Source organism: Corynebacterium sp. HMSC076C10, assembly GCF_001812455.1.
Lineage (GTDB): Bacteria > Actinomycetota > Actinomycetes > Mycobacteriales > Mycobacteriaceae > Corynebacterium > Corynebacterium jeikeium_D.
Genome location: NZ_KV809125.1, coordinates 18,579 through 33,624, shown reverse-complemented (window position 1 = coordinate 33,624; position 15,046 = coordinate 18,579). Strand labels below are relative to the sequence as shown.

Genomic DNA, 15,046 nt, shown 5'->3' with positions numbered 1-15,046 from the left:
TAGGTTTTGGTGCGTCATCTTTTGGCGCGTATTCCTTTGATGCTTAATGCGATGTTGCGTAATGCGGTAATGCGTAATGGGAAAATCCCAGGTCACGGTGATGTGGCCTGGGATATTTTTGTGGAGCTATTTGTGGAGCTAAGGGGAATCGAACCCCTGACCTTCGCATTGCGAACGCGACGCTCTACCAGCTGAGCTATAGCCCCATTGCTTTCGAGCAACCTAGCTGGAGCTGCTGTAAAAGCTCTGTTTTCAGACGTTACTCCGGTGGGGTTTGGGCTCCAAACTCGCTGGTAAGGTTCTGGCGGATGGTTAATCCGGAAAGCGAGGATGCGGTATCGACGAGGCATCGAAAAGGTGTTGAAAGTGACTAGGTTTATGACAAAAAACCGCGGGTGAATTCAATTCATGTGTCATGAACCTAGTCACTTTCAGACCTGCTACCCGTTGAGGTATCCGCTGGAGGCTTAAAAAACTCCACCCCGTCCCTCGGTGCAATACCGAGTTGTGCTGGAGTGGAGTGAGATGTCTTAGCCGGTGATGGCTAAGACTGCTGCAACTAAGGGCAACTTAGCTGTTCGGACGCTTGCCGTGGTTAGCCTTGTTCTTACGGCGGTCCTTGCGCTTACGGCCACGCTTGCTCATAGCTGGGCTCTCTTTCTATCGGGTTAAACAGGTATCAACCGGTATAGATTACACGGTACGAGGGTAAGTCCTTTAATTAGACCGTGGTGCTGGTGCGAGTGCGACGGGTGCGGCCGCGGTTGCGACGGCGCTTCAGTGCGCGACGCTCATCCTCGCTCATGCCGCCCCAGACACCTGCATCCTGGCCGGTCTCAAGTGCCCAGGCCAGGCACTGAGCAGTAACGGGGCAACGGTTGCAAACGACCTTGGCCTTAGCAATCTGGGCGAGGGCCGGGCCGGAGTTACCGACCGGGAAGAACAGCTCCGGATCCTCTTCACGACAAACGGCCTTGTGACGCCAATCCATGACAAACTCCTAAAACATTACGAGCCCCGGGTGAGGGCAGGGTTAAATTTCCTTGCGGGAAGGCAGCTCCGGAAATGGATTTCGTCAGACACGACAAATCGCCGTATCTCAACGAAGGTTGGGGTTCATTCCCGGTTGCCCAGGGGTATTAGGCATCTTGGGAGGGGCCACCTGTTCCATCGCCTATACGACGTGAAAGGTAGTGGGGACTCACCAAAGAGTTTGCGCCTAAAAAGGCGAGACTTGCATGGTTACACAACCAGTGAACTGCGTGCCTGTCTCGCTGACGATTTACATGTTTTCACGACTGGGGCGGTTCGTAAAGAGCAAAATGAATAAAAGTGCCAAACCTCACAGAAAAGTGAAGTTTTGGTTAAAACGCCAGGTCAAAACTGGCCCTTTGTGGGGGTAAAATTAGTTTTGGTAATTGCAGTAGTGAGGGTGTATGGCGCATTTTTGTTGGCTTGTCAGTAAACAGTTGCAGTTTAAGTCGGGTTTGCCTCGGCTTTTTGGCTAGCACTGAACAGTCGGCGTGTGCGATCCATGACCTTTTTGGTCACCACAACGAGCAAGCGCTCGTCCACGGGGCGGGTAGCGACTTTCTTGGTGAACTGGTCCTCGGTGTAATCGTCGGCACGCGCCACAAAATTGATAGCGCCTTGCTTAACACGGATGTTGAGGGACTCACACTGATTGATGTACTCGCCGTCCAACTGGAGACGAAGTGGGGCAGTAGCGGTGAGCTCGATGTGCTGGACGTTGTCGGCGCGTCGTTCGCGGGCTTCGACGTGGAAGGGGGAACGCAGTCGGGTGAAGAAACCGGCTAAATTGGCTGCGGCGACAAGTCCCGTCACTCCCCTCAGGGAAGTGAAGCCATAAAAGCCCAGGCCCCTGCGTAGGGACACAGTGGGGTTGGTGACGATGGGGAGGTCGCCGAGGAATGTCCAGGGATTGGAGTTAGACACCACGGCCATTGCGAGATCACGGCCAAACTCCGTGCCGTCGATAGTTGCGGTGATTTGTGGCGGGCTTTTGCGCAACTGATTCCATGCGGTGAAAATTGCCGGCAAATAGCGCACGGCTTTGGCGCGGGTACCGTTTTGTCGGAGCTGTTCCATGGTGGAAATGACTTCCGCATCGATGCCGATACCGGCATTGACCACGAAGCATCGCTCCGCTGCATGTCCAACGCTGATAGTGCTGCGGGTTCGGGAGCGCAGCAGACTTGCGATGTACCACGCGGCATCTACGGGGTCGCGGGGAATACCCAACGCGCCTGCCAAAACGTTGGCGCTGCCGGTGGGAATTGTCGCGATGGCAGGCAGGTCAGTGGCTGGCAGTGCGGAGAATGGGTTGGAGTTCATGAGCCCATTGACAATCTCGTTAATGGTTCCGTCGCCGCCGAGAGAAATAATGACGTCGTAATCGCGAACCGTTTTACCCGCCACCATTTCCGCAGCATGGCCAGGGTAGGCGGTAAACATGGATGTCAAGCGAATCCCCTCGACCGAGCGAAGCGCCCGCACAACGCCGGGCATACGTCGAGCAGTGTTACTGGTCGAATTCGGATTGGAGATTAGCAACGCACGCACAGGCACCAAGAATAGTGCATGAGCAGACTTGTGATGGGCGCATTGGCCGGTATGCCTCCAGGGTGTATTCATCGGTTCGCACCGGGCTAACATGTAGGGCGTGAGTAACCAGAAAAACAGCAGCAATGCGCCCAAATCGCGTACTACCGACCAGCTTGCGGCAGCCGACGGGCCGATCGCCGCACCTCAGGTTGTTATGGTCGGTGCGTGGATTGGTGTCGCCGAATGTGCCCTCGGTCTGGGCTACGGGATCTTCCTTCTCATTCGTGATTTGATGGGGTACCGCGACGAGGCCGCGGTCATTTCCGGTTGGGGTACCGCGCTGTGGTTCCTTCTCATTTTCGGCGCTGTTCTCGCTGGTGCGATTATGTTGCTGCGTGGCGCCCGATGGGGGCGCGGGCCGATTATTATGCTCAACCTCTGCTTGCTGGGCGTGGCCTATTACATGTTCCGCTCGAGCGCTTTTCTGCTTGCTCTACCGACGGCGGCAGCTTCAATTGCTGCGCTGGCCTGTATGTTTAGTCCGAAGGCGATTGATTGGGCTGCCCGCTCTTTCTAAGCTTCGATGGCGAACGCGTCGACTGACTCACCGCGCTGAACTAGTAGCGTGTCACCGACAACCGCAAGGCGCACGGGCACTTCCGGCTTGTCCGCATTATTTGCATGAGTGGACTTCGCAGCTGCAGGCAACGGGAGTGTGCCGATAATCTCGAGAGTCTTGGCATTCAATACCGCGACTCCGTCAGCGACTGGCATGAAAACATGCTCACCCCATGGAGCTGGGGTTCCTGTGGCCTCAGGAAACTCGAAATCCGGCGCCAGGGTGCTCGGGCGGAAGCCCAGTAAACCACGCGGCGACCACCACGTCATGTGATGGGGAAGATCCGTTGTAAAAGGCGCACGCGGGGCATCGCCGTTGGAGTTAGCTTCCGCCGGTGCTGGACGCAGGGTAGTCTCACCCAGCGCCAATTCAGTTAGCATCGTGCCGTCCATACGAAAAACTCGGATGCGATTGTCTGACAGTACCGCCGCCGTGTCCTGGCCAATCGATACCAGTGACATATCTGCAGTTACCGGACCAAGGTCAATATCGCTCTTGACCTCCGGTTTCCGAGACTCCTCCGGATTTGCCGCCTGCATGACCAGGCGCCCGTGACCATCGCAGTTGTTTACGACGGCCAGCAGCTCCACGCGCGTGAGCGCACTGATAATCGAACACTCCGGATGCGGCTGCATCTTCGGTTCCGGAGACGCTGGAATCTTGCCGTACTCGACTACTCGGACCAGGTCAGAGCGCCACAGCTCCAGGAATCCAGAGTCGTAGACACCCGCGTATGAGTTCGAGCGCACGGCGGCAGGGCTGTCAGCCGCAATCGATTTACGGGTCGCGACATACTGCCCCGAGTCGGGCTTGAGTGCAACGGTCTCACCGCAGCCAGCTGCCCCACGAAAAGTCGCGAAAACTTGGCCATCACTGCCCGAGAGCGCACAAAGCGGAATATCTCGTCGATAGTGCCAGCGCTCCGTGCCGTCGTTAAGCGAGATAGCACGCACGCCCCGGTCCTCAGCAACGATGAGGGAGTTGTCCATCACCAGTGGCGCCGGGGAGATGGTCTGCGTGCTTGTGCTTGCCGACGATTCGGTGGACCACACCGGCCGGAGAGTATGTGGCATTGCCTCCGGATCGTTCGCGGCCGGGGCTTGCGCTGTGCTGCTCGTCGGTGCCGTGGATTCAGTGCGATTGACCTTACGAGCCGGAGAAGCGACCCATGTCCAACCGACGACTAGCACTACGGCGATGATGAGAACTACTGATGCGATTCGATTGCGGCGCAGTCGGGTCTCTGCAGTGGTGGGCTCAGCGTTGGCTTGTGGTGACTGCAGCACGGTTGGAATGTCCTGTCGACGAGTGGTCGTGGCGAGAGGTGAGGCGGGGAGTTGGCACGCGCAGCGGCCTAGCTGCGACGATGAGAATTGGAGTGGCCGGCCCGCTTTGAGCTTCGTCCTTGGCCGCGATTGCGATGATGAGCCTGTGAGCGGTTGTTTCGCGGGCCTCTTCCGCCACGCCCGCGAGGTGGTCTGGAACCCAACACCGGGCGGGCTGGCCCGACCTTCTCATCGATCCCCTCGGGGATGTCTAGAGCTTCAGCGAGCTCGGGGGAGGTGGAAAACCACGTCGGAATCTCGGCCATGTCCAGGTCGAGAGCATCAGAAATAGCCTTCCACTTTGTGGTTTCATCCCAGCCGACGAGCGTAACGGCGACACCGCTGTGTCCCGCGCGGCCGGTGCGGCCGATGCGGTGGACATAGGTCATTTCGTCATCGGGCACCTGGTGGTTGATGACGTGGGTGACATCGTCGATATCGATACCGCGAGCCGCGACATCGGTTGCGACCAGGACGTCGACGTCGCCATTTCGGAACGCCGTCAGCGAGCGCTCACGTGCAGGCTGGCCCATATCGCCGTGGACGGCGGTGACCAGGAAGCCGCGCTCGCCGAGCTGCTCAGCAACCGAGGCGGCGCCGCGCTTCGTGCGAGCAAAAATGATGGTGCGACCACGACCGTTGGCTTGCAGGATGCGGGCAATGACCGAGACCTTATCCATCTGGTGCGATTGGAAAACAATCTGTTTAGTGGTCTCGTGGACTGTGGCCTCTTCCTCGCCTGATTCAGCGCGGATGTGCACCGGGCGATTCATAAAGGTACGTGCGAGAGTCAGAATTGGGCCCGGCATTGTTGCCGAGAAGAGCATGGTCTGACGTTCATCTGGCACCGCAGCCAGAATCTTCTCGATGTCCGGCAGGAAGCCCAAGTCGAGCATTTCGTCGGCCTCGTCGAGAACCAAAATCTTTACGCCTGACAGCTCTAGATTATTGCGCTGGTAAAGATCGATGAGACGGCCGGGAGTACCGACGATGATGTCCACACCGCGGTCTAGCTGTTCAATCTGTTCCTCATAAGGGCGGCCACCGTAAATAGTGCACACACGCAGATTGGTTGAGTGCGCAGCGCGGGCCAAATCCTCGCCGACCTGCACACATAGCTCACGGGTGGGGACGATGATGATTGCGCGGGCAGTGCCATCCGGTTCTGGAATGCGGGCGTCATCAAAGACGCGGTCAATAAGGGGGACACCAAAACCAAGAGTTTTTCCCATTCCAGTACGGGCTTGGCCGATAATGTCCGTGCCGTCGAGCGCCAAGGGCAGCGTCAGTTCCTGGATGGCAAATGTGCGGGTGATTCCTTCGTCGGCGAGTGCGTCGCAGATTTCCGCGGCGACCCCCAATTCGACGAATGTCGGGGACTGGGACTCTGCCACGGCGACTCCTTTGCTGTTTGTAACCTCACGTGACACGACGGCTTAATCGGTCTCTCTAATCCTAGCCGCTTTGGGAATGGTTATGATGTCACCTATGGACATCACTATTGGATTTGCAGACAATACGCGTGAGCTGAACATTGAAAACGTCGCTGGTGGTGAGGAGGTCAAGGCTGCGATCTCCCAGAAGCTGGCTGCTGGCGAAGGTGTGATTGAGCTCAGCGACGGCGCTGGTCAGGAGTACCTGATTAATGCTGACAAGGTCGCCTACGTCCGTACCGGTAATAACGCAGACCGTAAGGTTGGCTTCTTCGCCTAATGACGCAAGAACCCTTTCTCGTACGCATTGCAAGGAGTTGGGGGTGGCGAGCCTATGCCATCCCTGTACTTGTGGTGCTCACAGTCATCATTCTCTTCGACATCTTCACTGCTGAAGATGATTCTTCAGGTTCCGGCACTGGCACTGTCGCCTCGCAGAGTGGCAATGGTCGCCCTGGTCCGGTGCCCGGTGAGGGATACGGTGATGGTTACGAGGGAGGGCAGTTGCCACCCGGTCCGGCCTTTGCCACGGAACCCTCGGGAAATTTTAAAGATGTCACCGTGGCGCATCCCCGTGTTGGGGAGGGGCGCGACAATGCGGTCAGGTATTCCGTGGAAATTGAAGACAACATTGATGTTCCTTCGATTGGTGGCGAGCGCGCCTTTGCAGAGACGGTGAACTCGATTCTGGCCGATCCACGTGGCTGGACAGCTAATCCAGATTTTTCTTTCGAGGCAGTGCCTCGCGACCAGGATCCGACGATTGTCGTGCAGCTTTCCGCGACTGGAACCGCACATCAGCTGTGCGGCAACACCTTGGGAATGGAGACCTCCTGTTACCTGTCTGGGCAGCGGGAAGGTGAGCCTGGGCGCGTGGTCGTCAGTATCGCCCGGTGGGTTCGAGGTGCCCTGCCTTTTGAGGGGGACCTGGGATTGTATCGCCAATACCTTATTAATCACGAGGTTGGTCACGGACTTGGGTACGCGGTTCACGAGCCCTGTCCGAGGGACGGCGGTATCGCGCCAATCATGATGCAGCAGACCCTGAGCGTGTCGAACGATGAACTGCACAAAATCGACAGCAGCGAGGTCTATCAGGTCGATGGTAAGACGTGTTCTGTCAACGGCTGGCCGTACCCATTTGGGGCGGACGACGATACGGCCGCACCGACTCAGAAAGCAAGGTAGTAGCAGATTATGATCGCCACTCCTCCCGACCGTGTTTTAGAGGCCTTTGGTGCCGAGGGCGAGCCGCATCGTGCCGGGCGAGCTTGGGACAATGGCTGGGTCTACGACGATTCCATTGTCCTTTCGCCGGTACATAATTCGGCGCAGGCGCTGTGGTCTGCAAAGGTTCGCAGTGCGCTAGATGTCGATGGCGTCCGAGTGGCGAAATCTGTGCGTACCAGTGACGGCCGCTTGGTTATTGCTGGGTGGCAGGCTCGTCATTTCATCCCGGGGGGATTCGCGCCACGTGCCGATGAAACCATTGTGGCCGCTGGTCGCGTGGAAGAGTCGCTTGCCAGTATTGAACGGCCACAGTTCCTCCTTGATAAGGAGCCCGATTACTTCGTCATGTGTAATCGCGCAGCTTGGGACTCTGACCCAATCGGCATCCTCGAGCAGCTTCTCGACGCGGATAGCGTCCCCCGCGCCGATTGTGCCGAGGCTCTCACGATCTCCGGTGATCTTCTCCAGCTGCGGGCAGAGATGGTTGTGCCAACGGAGCTTCTGCAGGTCTGTCACGCAGACCTCGTCGGCACGCTGCTTTACGACGGCACGGCCGCCCCGGTTCTCACCGATATCGTGCCAGCGTGGCATGTCCGTGGTTGGACAGCTGCCTTGGCGGCAGTGGATTGTCTGTCCATGATGGGGGCTGATGAGGAGCTACTGCGGCGCTTCGATCACCTGCCGGATTTCGGTCAGTTGCTCGTTCGTGCGATGTGTTATCGACTTTTTGTCCACGCTGTTAGTCCAGAATCGCAGCCGAGTGCGTATCGCGGTCTGTTCCGCGCGGCTTCGCTAGTTCGCGCGTTTGTGTCTAAGTAACGCCGGGCAGTATTTACGGGAGTTTTTGGGGCGGGGGTATTTTTCTCCTTATTTCGAATGGGTGTTCGAGTATCGGTCCGGAGGTTGTGCCACAATGGTGCACATGAACGTAGATGGAATGCCGAAGGTTCGGTTCGTCCAGGAGGAACCTCCTCGTCGTCGGCAGTGGTTGGGTACTGCGGTAGAGGCGCTTTTCCCTTCCCATAATCAGGCGCTCGTGGTAGAGAACAAGCTTGTAAACCAGTCTGTTGTGCGCGTTTTAGGCGGCCCAGGGACTGGAAAGAGTTCGCTGCTGGCAGATCTCGCGGTGGACTACATGCAGGCGGGCATTCCGGCGGACAGCATTTTGGTGGTGTCACAGTCAAAAGAGGCCGCTGCGGAATTGAGGCGGGATATTGACAGGCGTTTTGCCTCTGAACTGGGGGAAGGCGGTTCGGTCGGGGCAGGCCAAGGTGGCATGGTGCGTGCCGTGCATTCACTTGCCTATGCAGTAGTACGTGATGCCGCCGTCAGTCGGGGAGAGCCTGAACCATCGTTGACCACTGGTGCACGCCAAGATGCTGTCGTGCGGCAACTTTTGGTCGGACATGCGGAAGATGGTGGTGCGTATTGGCCAGAGCGGTTGCGCCCGGCTCTCCCATTAGTCGGTTTTTCCCGTGCAGTTCGTGACTTTCTGCTGCGTGCAGCTGAGCGGGGGATTGATGCCCCGAGGCTTCAGCAGCTCGGCGTGGACTATGGCATTGAGTCGTGGTGTGCGGCTGGCAAGTTTATGGCGGAGTATCAGCAGACTATGCGGTTGGCGTGGGAGCCCAGCCTGAACGCTGCAGAGATTGTCTCTGCGGCATTGATGGAGCTGGATGCAGACGCGCAAGCACTGGCTCGGTGGGGAAAGTCGGTGGTGCTGGTCGATGATGCTGAACACCTATCCCCGGAAGCTGCGCGTCTTGTGGATCGGTTTGTGTCGCAGGCAGCCGTAGCCGTCATTACTGGTGATGAAGATCAATCGGTATTCCATTTCCGCGGTGCTAATAATGACTATCTCCGGGGGACTGGTGAGGTCGAGTACAAGGCAATCCACTTGCAGCAGTCTTACCGCTGTAACGCTGATATCGCGGATTTAGTCAACGCAGTTTCTCAGCGCTTGCCTCAGGCTCCTGCATACCGTGGCATTGTCGGTTCAGTTGGAGCACAGGAAGCTCGTGAATCCGAAGTCGGAAACAACAGCGAGGCCGGCGCCGCGGAAAACTCGTACGCAGCTAAGAGTGCAGTAAAAATAGCTATTCATCCTTCTGAACGTGCACAGCGAGCCACAGTCGCGGACTACTTCCGGCGCCTTCATATCGACGAGGGAGTGGCATGGAAGGATATGACGGTCATCGTCCGGTCCGGTGCAGGGGAGTCCTCTCTGTTCCGTGCGTTGTCGCGTGCGGGTGTGCCTGTGCAGATTGACCCAACGGACATCGTGCTAAGTCATCAGCGATTGGTGCGAGCGCTGATGGTGGCGTTGCGGGCAACTATGAACCAGCTCGATGACGTGGAGTGGGACGAGTTCCTCTCCGGCCCATTGGTCAACATGGATCCGATTGTCAAAGAGCGTCTGCTGCGCGGAATTCGAAAGGCCGACCTGTTCGGCGGGGCAGCGATGACTCAGCTCATCGGAATCTTGAAGGCAGAGGGACTCACAGCTGAACAGCTGGAGCTTATTGAGTCTCTTTCGCAGCGTGAACGTCAGGCGCTGCAGGTGCCGCTGGATCTGTTGAGCGCAGCTCGTGAAGCGTTGCGCGATGGTGTGGAAGCAACTTTGTGGGCAATTTGGCAGTCCACTGGTTTGGCAGACCATCTGGTGGCGGCATCGTTGCGCGGCGGTACAGCTGGCGCATCGGCTGACCGCGATTTGGATGCTGTGATGGCACTGTTCGACTTTGCTGGTGACCGTGTGGAGCTGAATCCAAAACTGACGGTTGACGGTTTTATCGCTTCTGTGGAAGAGCAGGAGCTGCCCATCGGCGCACGTGACCGTAGCGGGGTAGAGCGAGATGCCGTGCGCATTCTCTCAGCCCATGCGGCTCTGGGCAGGCAGTGGAAAGCAGTAGCAGTTGTCGGAGTCCAGGAAGGCCAGTGGCCCAGCCTCGGTGTGACTGGCTCGGTGATGAAGCAGAACGAGTTCATCGGTCTCGTCGATCACGGAATTGGGCCGCGGGAGTACATCAATTCCATGGCCGATGCGTTGGCGGAGGAACGTCGTTTGCTGCACGTCGCGGTATCACGGGCGAGCGACAGGGTACTGCTGACCGCAGTCGATTCTCCTGACGATGTTGGGGTTCCCAGTCCGTTTATTATCGAGCTCGTTGAAAAGCTCGGTAATTCGGTGACGGAGCTGGCGAAACAGTCGGAAGCCTCGTCGTCTGCGAACGGAGTCGGGGCTACGGCTAATGAAGCAAACGCCGGCAATCCGGATGTTGCAGAGGAAGAAGATGTCGCATGGGCCGGTGAAGGCCTGCCACGGGTGCTCTCTGTGGAGTCACTGCTGGCAGAACTGCGTGCAGCCGTTGTGGACGATGCGGAGACTGAGACGCGGCGTCGACAAGCTGCACGTCAACTCGCGCGATTGGCGCAGGTTGAGGTTGCTGGCGCACATCCAGACACCTGGTGGGGGCTCCGTGCACCGTCGACTTCGAAGCCGGTAAATGACAAGAAGCCGATGAGGATCAATCCCTCCAAGGTGGAAGCAACCCTGAGTTGTCCGTTGAAGGCCATGTTGGATAAATCAGCACCGACATCGGCCATGTATCTGGGCTCTCTACTGCATCAGGCGGTAGAAGCAGTCGCCAAGGGAGTGACTGTGCCTGAGGCTCAGTCTGAGATCCGGCGTGTTTTTGGGGACCTGTCCGATGATCCGGAGTGGCGTAAGCGTACTGAGGAAGAGACCTGGTTGACCGGGCTGGAGGATTGGCAGCGGTGGATTGAGACTAAGAAAGATATCGGAACCGAGGTTCCGGTAAAAGTCAACATCAACGATGACATCGTGATTGTCGGACGAATCGACCGGTTGATTGAAGACGCTGATGGTGCAGTTCAAATCGTCGATATTAAAACCGGTAAGACAGCGCCCTCCGGTAAAGAAGTAGAAGGACACGCACAGCTAGCTACATATCAGCTGGCGTTGTCGAAGGGGAAGCTCGTTGAAAGCGGAGATGGGCTTACTGTGGACAACGGCGAAGGCATTGAACAATCTGGGGCATACCTGGTATTTCCGCGAAAGTCACACAATAAGACCATTATCACTAGCCGAGAACAGTCAAAGCTCACGGAAGACAAGTTGGCTGACTGGGAGCGTCGCGTGGAGCAGGTAGCACGTGCGACGTCTGGCCCGCGTGCCTTGGCGCTCGCTGGTGATCATTGCAAGTTCTGCACGCTTTCGAAGGCGTGCCCGGCAGCAGAAGGGAATCGGTAGTCATGTCGGAGGAACGAACCATCATTGATCCCGTCACCCTGTCGGAGATGATGGGGCAGGACTTTCCGCCCACTCCGCAACAAGCGGCGGTAATCGGTGCACCGATGGAACCAATGCTTGTTGTCGCCGGTGCCGGTGCTGGTAAAACAGCGACAATGGCTGCCCGTGTCGTGTGGTTGGTCGCCAACGGCTTTATCCGCCCAGAAGAAGTTCTAGGTTTGACCTTCACCAGGAAGGCAGCGCGCGAGCTCGGCGTCCGTATCCGCCAACAGCTGAATGCGCTTGCTTCCTCCGCTGCATTTCGTGCACAAGCTTCACCAGAGGTATTAGCAAGCCTCGAGGTCATTGCCCCAACCACGCTTACTTACGATGCTTATGCCTCTGAAGTCGTGAGCAATTATGGTCTTTTGCTGCCGACGGAGCCGGGGGTCACCATTATGGATGGCGCGACGCAGTGGCAGTTGGCCTGGGAAACAGCTCGCAATGTGACCGAAATTGATGTCGATATTGCACCATCAACGCTGGCTAGTCGCATTATTGAGCTGGGGTCGAACATCGACTCAAACTTATCTACCCCGCAGGCGATTCGCGAGGAAACCGAAGCGTTCATCAGCAATATTGAGCAGACCCCGCAGAAGGGTAAACGCGAGGGACTAATTGGCGATCTACAGGGCATCGTCGATAAGCAGCGGGAGAGATTAGAGATTTTGCCGCTGGTAGAGCAGGTTCGAGCTCGGTGCAATGAAGAAAATGTCGCCACCTTCGGTATGCAGATGGCTCGGGCGGCCCGGCTAGCCACCGACTTCGCGGAAGTCGGGGAGGAGGAGCGGCGTCGCTTTAAGATCATCATGCTCGACGAGTACCAGGACACGTCGCACACACAGCGGCTGTTCCTGCGTGCGCTGTTCTCCGGTGGTTGTGTCACCGCTGTCGGCGATCCGATGCAGGCAATTTATGGCTGGCGAGGAGCAACGGCCGAAAACCTTGTGCAGTTTGTCAATGATTTTCCGCGGTCGGATGGGCAGCCAGCGGAGAAAAAGCAACTGACCATTTCTTGGCGAAACCCGCGGTCAGTGCTGCAGCTTGCTAACGCAGTCTCCGACCGTGCTTTTGCGGGGCAGGCTCGTACGGTAGAGGCACTGGATGCAGGGCCAAAAGCAGGCCAGGGCGAGGTGCAGCTTGCTTTCACTGCAACCGGTGAGGAAGAAGTTGCATACATCGCAGATTGCATGGAGGTGCAATTACGCGAATGTGAAGCAGCTGGCAACAAGCTCGATGCCGCCATCCTGGTTCGGACAAATGCTGAATCGGCTGTCTATTTAGATGCACTGTCTGAGCGGGGTGTGCCTGCAATCATTGTGGGACTCGCTGGATTACTGCACTTGCCCGAGGTCATGGATATCACCTCGGTGATGAAGATATTGGTCGACCCCAGTTCAGACCAGGATGCTCTGCGTCTGCTACTCAGCCCACAGTTCAATTTGGGTGCCGCAGATGTAGAGGCACTTCGCACTCGTGTAGATCAGCTGGCAATGGCAGGAAAGGACGAGTTGGCCCGAAAGAAGGGCAACGTCGAAGAGACTTCAGACTCCTCACCGCTTTCCCAGCTCGCTCGCCAGTATGACAAGCTCGTGGAAGATGCCGAAGCAGCATCGTCCGCGGTGGGGCTGGGGCACGCCATCGCCGACCCGGATATTCGTTTTTACGACGGCACCCCGCTGGCGCGCGGCAGTGCGGAAAAAAATGGGCGGTTGGTCTGCAGCGAGTCACTGAACTACACAGATGAAGCAATGGTGCGCATCGCACAGTTGGGTGCAAGCCTACGAAAACTACGTCGGTTCTCGCTGAATAAGCCTCTGCCGGAACTGGTCGAGGACATCGCTACTGAGTTTGGAATTCGCGTAGAAGCAGCGGCTGGACAGTACGGTTCCGCTACCGCGATAACCAGGCCGACAACCGCACATCTGGATAGGTTTGTCGATATCGCTGCGACGTATTCTCAAAATGTCTCGGACGATGTGACAGGGTTTTTGAACTATCTGGAATTCGCTGTCGAACACGATGATGGCTTGGAACGGGCACCTATGAACATGCCGGAAAACTGTGTCCAAATCATGACTATGCACAAGTCAAAGGGCTTGGAGTGGGAAACCGTTGCTGTTCCGGGCATCACCACCAGCAAGTTCGACAAAGTTGATTTGTCATCGTGGCTCACCAATTCAGTTCAACTTCCTCCTGGTGCAATTACCCAAGTGGATCCGCTAACGGCTAGTGCAGATACAACAGAGGATGCAACACAGCTTGCAGCAGGCGATTGGGCTCCTGTCGCGGATTCTGTCGATAGCAATGCCCCCGAACTGGACATATCAGGCGCAGATAACCAGACCGACCTCAACAAGGTGATCAAAGCCTACAAGGAAGAGCTGCGAGAAGTGGAAAGGGAAGAGAAGCAGCGCCTTTTCTACGTTGCCATGACTCGCTCTGCAAAAAAGCTCATTGTTACTGCAAGCAGGCGGCCTAATCCGAGCTTGAAGAATCCCACTGACGTGTCGGCGGACTTCGCAGCCATCGCCACGCAATTCAGTGACTATGTGGTGTCGTGGACAGATGGGGAGGACCCTGAGGTAGAGGACACTGAAGTCGATTTGGACTGCGACACTGCGGTTGATGGGGTGGTCTGGCCCGTCGATACCCTGGGCAACCGCCGAGATAGTGTGCAGCGAGCAGCCGAAAGCGTCATGCGCTACATGGGCGAAGACCAGGATGAGCGCCCCATTGCAGGTGACCTGTCTGAGGTATGGGAAACGGAAACGACCATTCTCGTGGATGAAATCCGTCGAGCTAAGGCCGCGGAGATTCATCTACCAATGCCGACAAGCATGTCCACTAGCGAATACCAAGCCATGATTGCGGATCCGGTCGCGTTTGCTCGTCGGAAAGCACGCCCGGTGCCGTTTAAGCCAAACCGATTCGCGCGCCGAGGTACGGCATTCCACGCTTGGTTGGAGAATCGCTTCGGTGCACACAGTCTGCTGGACGATGAGGATCTCTTCGGGGATCAACTGGATGACTTCCTCGGCACAGAACAAGTCGCGTCCGAACGCGAACTGGAGAAATTGAAGGCGAACTTCGAGGCATCTGAGTGGGCTGACCGCACGCCAACGCATGTAGAGGTGCCGTTTGAAATTGCCATCGGGCAGAGGCGGGTCGTCGGCCGAATCGACGCGGTGTTTAACGACAACGGGAAGTGGAGCGTCATTGACTGGAAGACAGGCCAGATGCCGCGCGGAAAGGAAAGGGAAGTAGCGGCGCTACAGCTGGCGATTTACCGCCTGGCGTGGTCGGATAGGCTGCGCGAGATGGGAATGGAAACTGCCCCCGAAGACATTGAAGCCGGGTTCTTCTACGTTTCGGCAGGACGGACGCTAATACCAGATGAAGCGCTACTGCCAAGCAGGATAGAGTTAGACAGGAAGATGCGCGAGCTGATTGGATAATCATCTACGTATGTAACTGCCGCGTGGCCGTGGCCAGTTATCCAGGTGAAAGCAGCAGTTTGTATGCGCTATTTTTCACCGGGAGGAGTTTTCATGAAAGGCAG

General features: G+C 57.1%; 11 protein-coding genes and 1 tRNA gene. 6 read left to right on the top strand and 6 right to left on the bottom strand.

Going from position 1 to position 15,046, the window contains the following annotated elements:
- Positions 1-133 precede the first annotated feature (133 nt).
- The 4 genes from HMPREF2857_RS05975 to HMPREF2857_RS05965 all read right to left on the bottom strand — a co-directional run bounded on the left by HMPREF2857_RS05975 (position 134) and on the right by HMPREF2857_RS05965 (position 2,583).
- A tRNA-Ala gene (locus tag HMPREF2857_RS05975) sits at positions 134-206 on the bottom strand.
- A gap of 364 nt (positions 207-570) precedes the next feature.
- Complete coding sequence (locus tag HMPREF2857_RS11420) at positions 571-645, bottom strand: 50S ribosomal protein bL37 (RefSeq protein ID WP_014300525.1); 75 nt, start codon at positions 643-645, stop codon at positions 571-573.
- Positions 646-721: 76 nt separating this feature from the next.
- Positions 722-991 (bottom strand): WhiB family transcriptional regulator, encoded by a 270-nt coding sequence (locus HMPREF2857_RS05970; RefSeq protein WP_016422223.1) that lies wholly within the window; start codon positions 989-991, stop codon positions 722-724.
- A gap of 485 nt (positions 992-1,476) precedes the next feature.
- On the bottom strand, positions 1,477-2,583 hold the full coding sequence (locus HMPREF2857_RS05965) for a diacylglycerol/lipid kinase family protein (RefSeq protein WP_246819633.1): 1,107 nt from the start codon (positions 2,581-2,583) through the stop codon (positions 1,477-1,479).
- Positions 2,584-2,683: 100 nt separating this feature from the next.
- Here HMPREF2857_RS05965 and HMPREF2857_RS05960 point away from each other — a divergent pair, with 100 nt between their 5' ends.
- Positions 2,684-3,142, top strand: coding sequence for a hypothetical protein (locus HMPREF2857_RS05960; protein ID WP_224783785.1), 459 nt, complete (start codon positions 2,684-2,686; stop codon positions 3,140-3,142).
- Here HMPREF2857_RS05960 and HMPREF2857_RS05955 read toward each other — a convergent pair.
- Both HMPREF2857_RS05955 and HMPREF2857_RS05950 read right to left on the bottom strand, forming a co-directional pair.
- The gene (locus HMPREF2857_RS05955; RefSeq protein WP_070643125.1) at positions 3,139-4,470 is read right to left on the bottom strand and encodes an Rv3212 family protein; all 1,332 of its coding nucleotides are present in this window, start codon (positions 4,468-4,470) and stop codon (positions 3,139-3,141) included. The two genes, HMPREF2857_RS05960 and HMPREF2857_RS05955, sit on opposite strands and share 4 nt — an antisense overlap.
- A gap of 68 nt (positions 4,471-4,538) precedes the next feature.
- Complete coding sequence (locus tag HMPREF2857_RS05950) at positions 4,539-5,903, bottom strand: DEAD/DEAH box helicase (protein WP_049191109.1); 1,365 nt, start codon at positions 5,901-5,903, stop codon at positions 4,539-4,541.
- A 94-nt stretch (positions 5,904-5,997) separates the two neighbouring features.
- Here HMPREF2857_RS05950 and HMPREF2857_RS05945 point away from each other — a divergent pair, with 94 nt between their 5' ends.
- The 5 genes from HMPREF2857_RS05945 to HMPREF2857_RS05925 all read left to right on the top strand — a co-directional run bounded on the left by HMPREF2857_RS05945 (position 5,998) and on the right by HMPREF2857_RS05925 (position 14,942).
- Complete coding sequence (locus tag HMPREF2857_RS05945; RefSeq protein WP_042388469.1) at positions 5,998-6,222, top strand: DUF3107 domain-containing protein; 225 nt, start codon at positions 5,998-6,000, stop codon at positions 6,220-6,222.
- A complete protein-coding gene (locus HMPREF2857_RS05940) occupies positions 6,222-7,130 on the top strand; it encodes a DUF3152 domain-containing protein (protein WP_049172838.1) in 909 nt (302 codons plus the stop codon). Before HMPREF2857_RS05945 ends, HMPREF2857_RS05940 begins: the two co-directional genes overlap by 1 nt.
- A 9-nt stretch (positions 7,131-7,139) precedes the next feature.
- Positions 7,140-7,991 (top strand): TIGR02569 family protein, encoded by an 852-nt coding sequence (locus HMPREF2857_RS05935; protein WP_048733339.1) that lies wholly within the window; start codon positions 7,140-7,142, stop codon positions 7,989-7,991.
- Between the two features lie 103 nt (positions 7,992-8,094).
- Positions 8,095-11,445, top strand: coding sequence for an ATP-dependent helicase (locus tag HMPREF2857_RS05930; RefSeq protein ID WP_246819631.1), 3,351 nt, complete (start codon positions 8,095-8,097; stop codon positions 11,443-11,445).
- A 2-nt stretch (positions 11,446-11,447) separates the two neighbouring features.
- A complete protein-coding gene (locus HMPREF2857_RS05925; RefSeq protein WP_070643121.1) occupies positions 11,448-14,942 on the top strand; it encodes an ATP-dependent helicase in 3,495 nt (1,164 codons plus the stop codon).
- Positions 14,943-15,046 lie beyond the last annotated feature (104 nt).

Excerpts from the sequence above, each read along its gene's own strand:
- HMPREF2857_RS05925 (WP_070643121.1), top strand. The coding sequence starts at position 11,448 with ATGTCGGAGGAACGAACCATCATTGATCCCGTCACCCTGTCGGAGATG.
- HMPREF2857_RS05940 (WP_049172838.1), top strand. The coding sequence starts at position 6,222 with ATGACGCAAGAACCCTTTCTCGTACGCATTGCAAGGAGTTGGGGGTGG.
- HMPREF2857_RS05945 (WP_042388469.1), top strand. The coding sequence starts at position 5,998 with ATGGACATCACTATTGGATTTGCAGACAATACGCGTGAGCTGAACATT.
- HMPREF2857_RS05935 (WP_048733339.1), top strand. The coding sequence starts at position 7,140 with ATGATCGCCACTCCTCCCGACCGTGTTTTAGAGGCCTTTGGTGCCGAG.
- HMPREF2857_RS05930 (WP_246819631.1), top strand. The coding sequence starts at position 8,095 with ATGAACGTAGATGGAATGCCGAAGGTTCGGTTCGTCCAGGAGGAACCT.
- HMPREF2857_RS05970 (WP_016422223.1), bottom strand. The coding sequence starts at position 991 with ATGGATTGGCGTCACAAGGCCGTTTGTCGTGAAGAGGATCCGGAGCTG.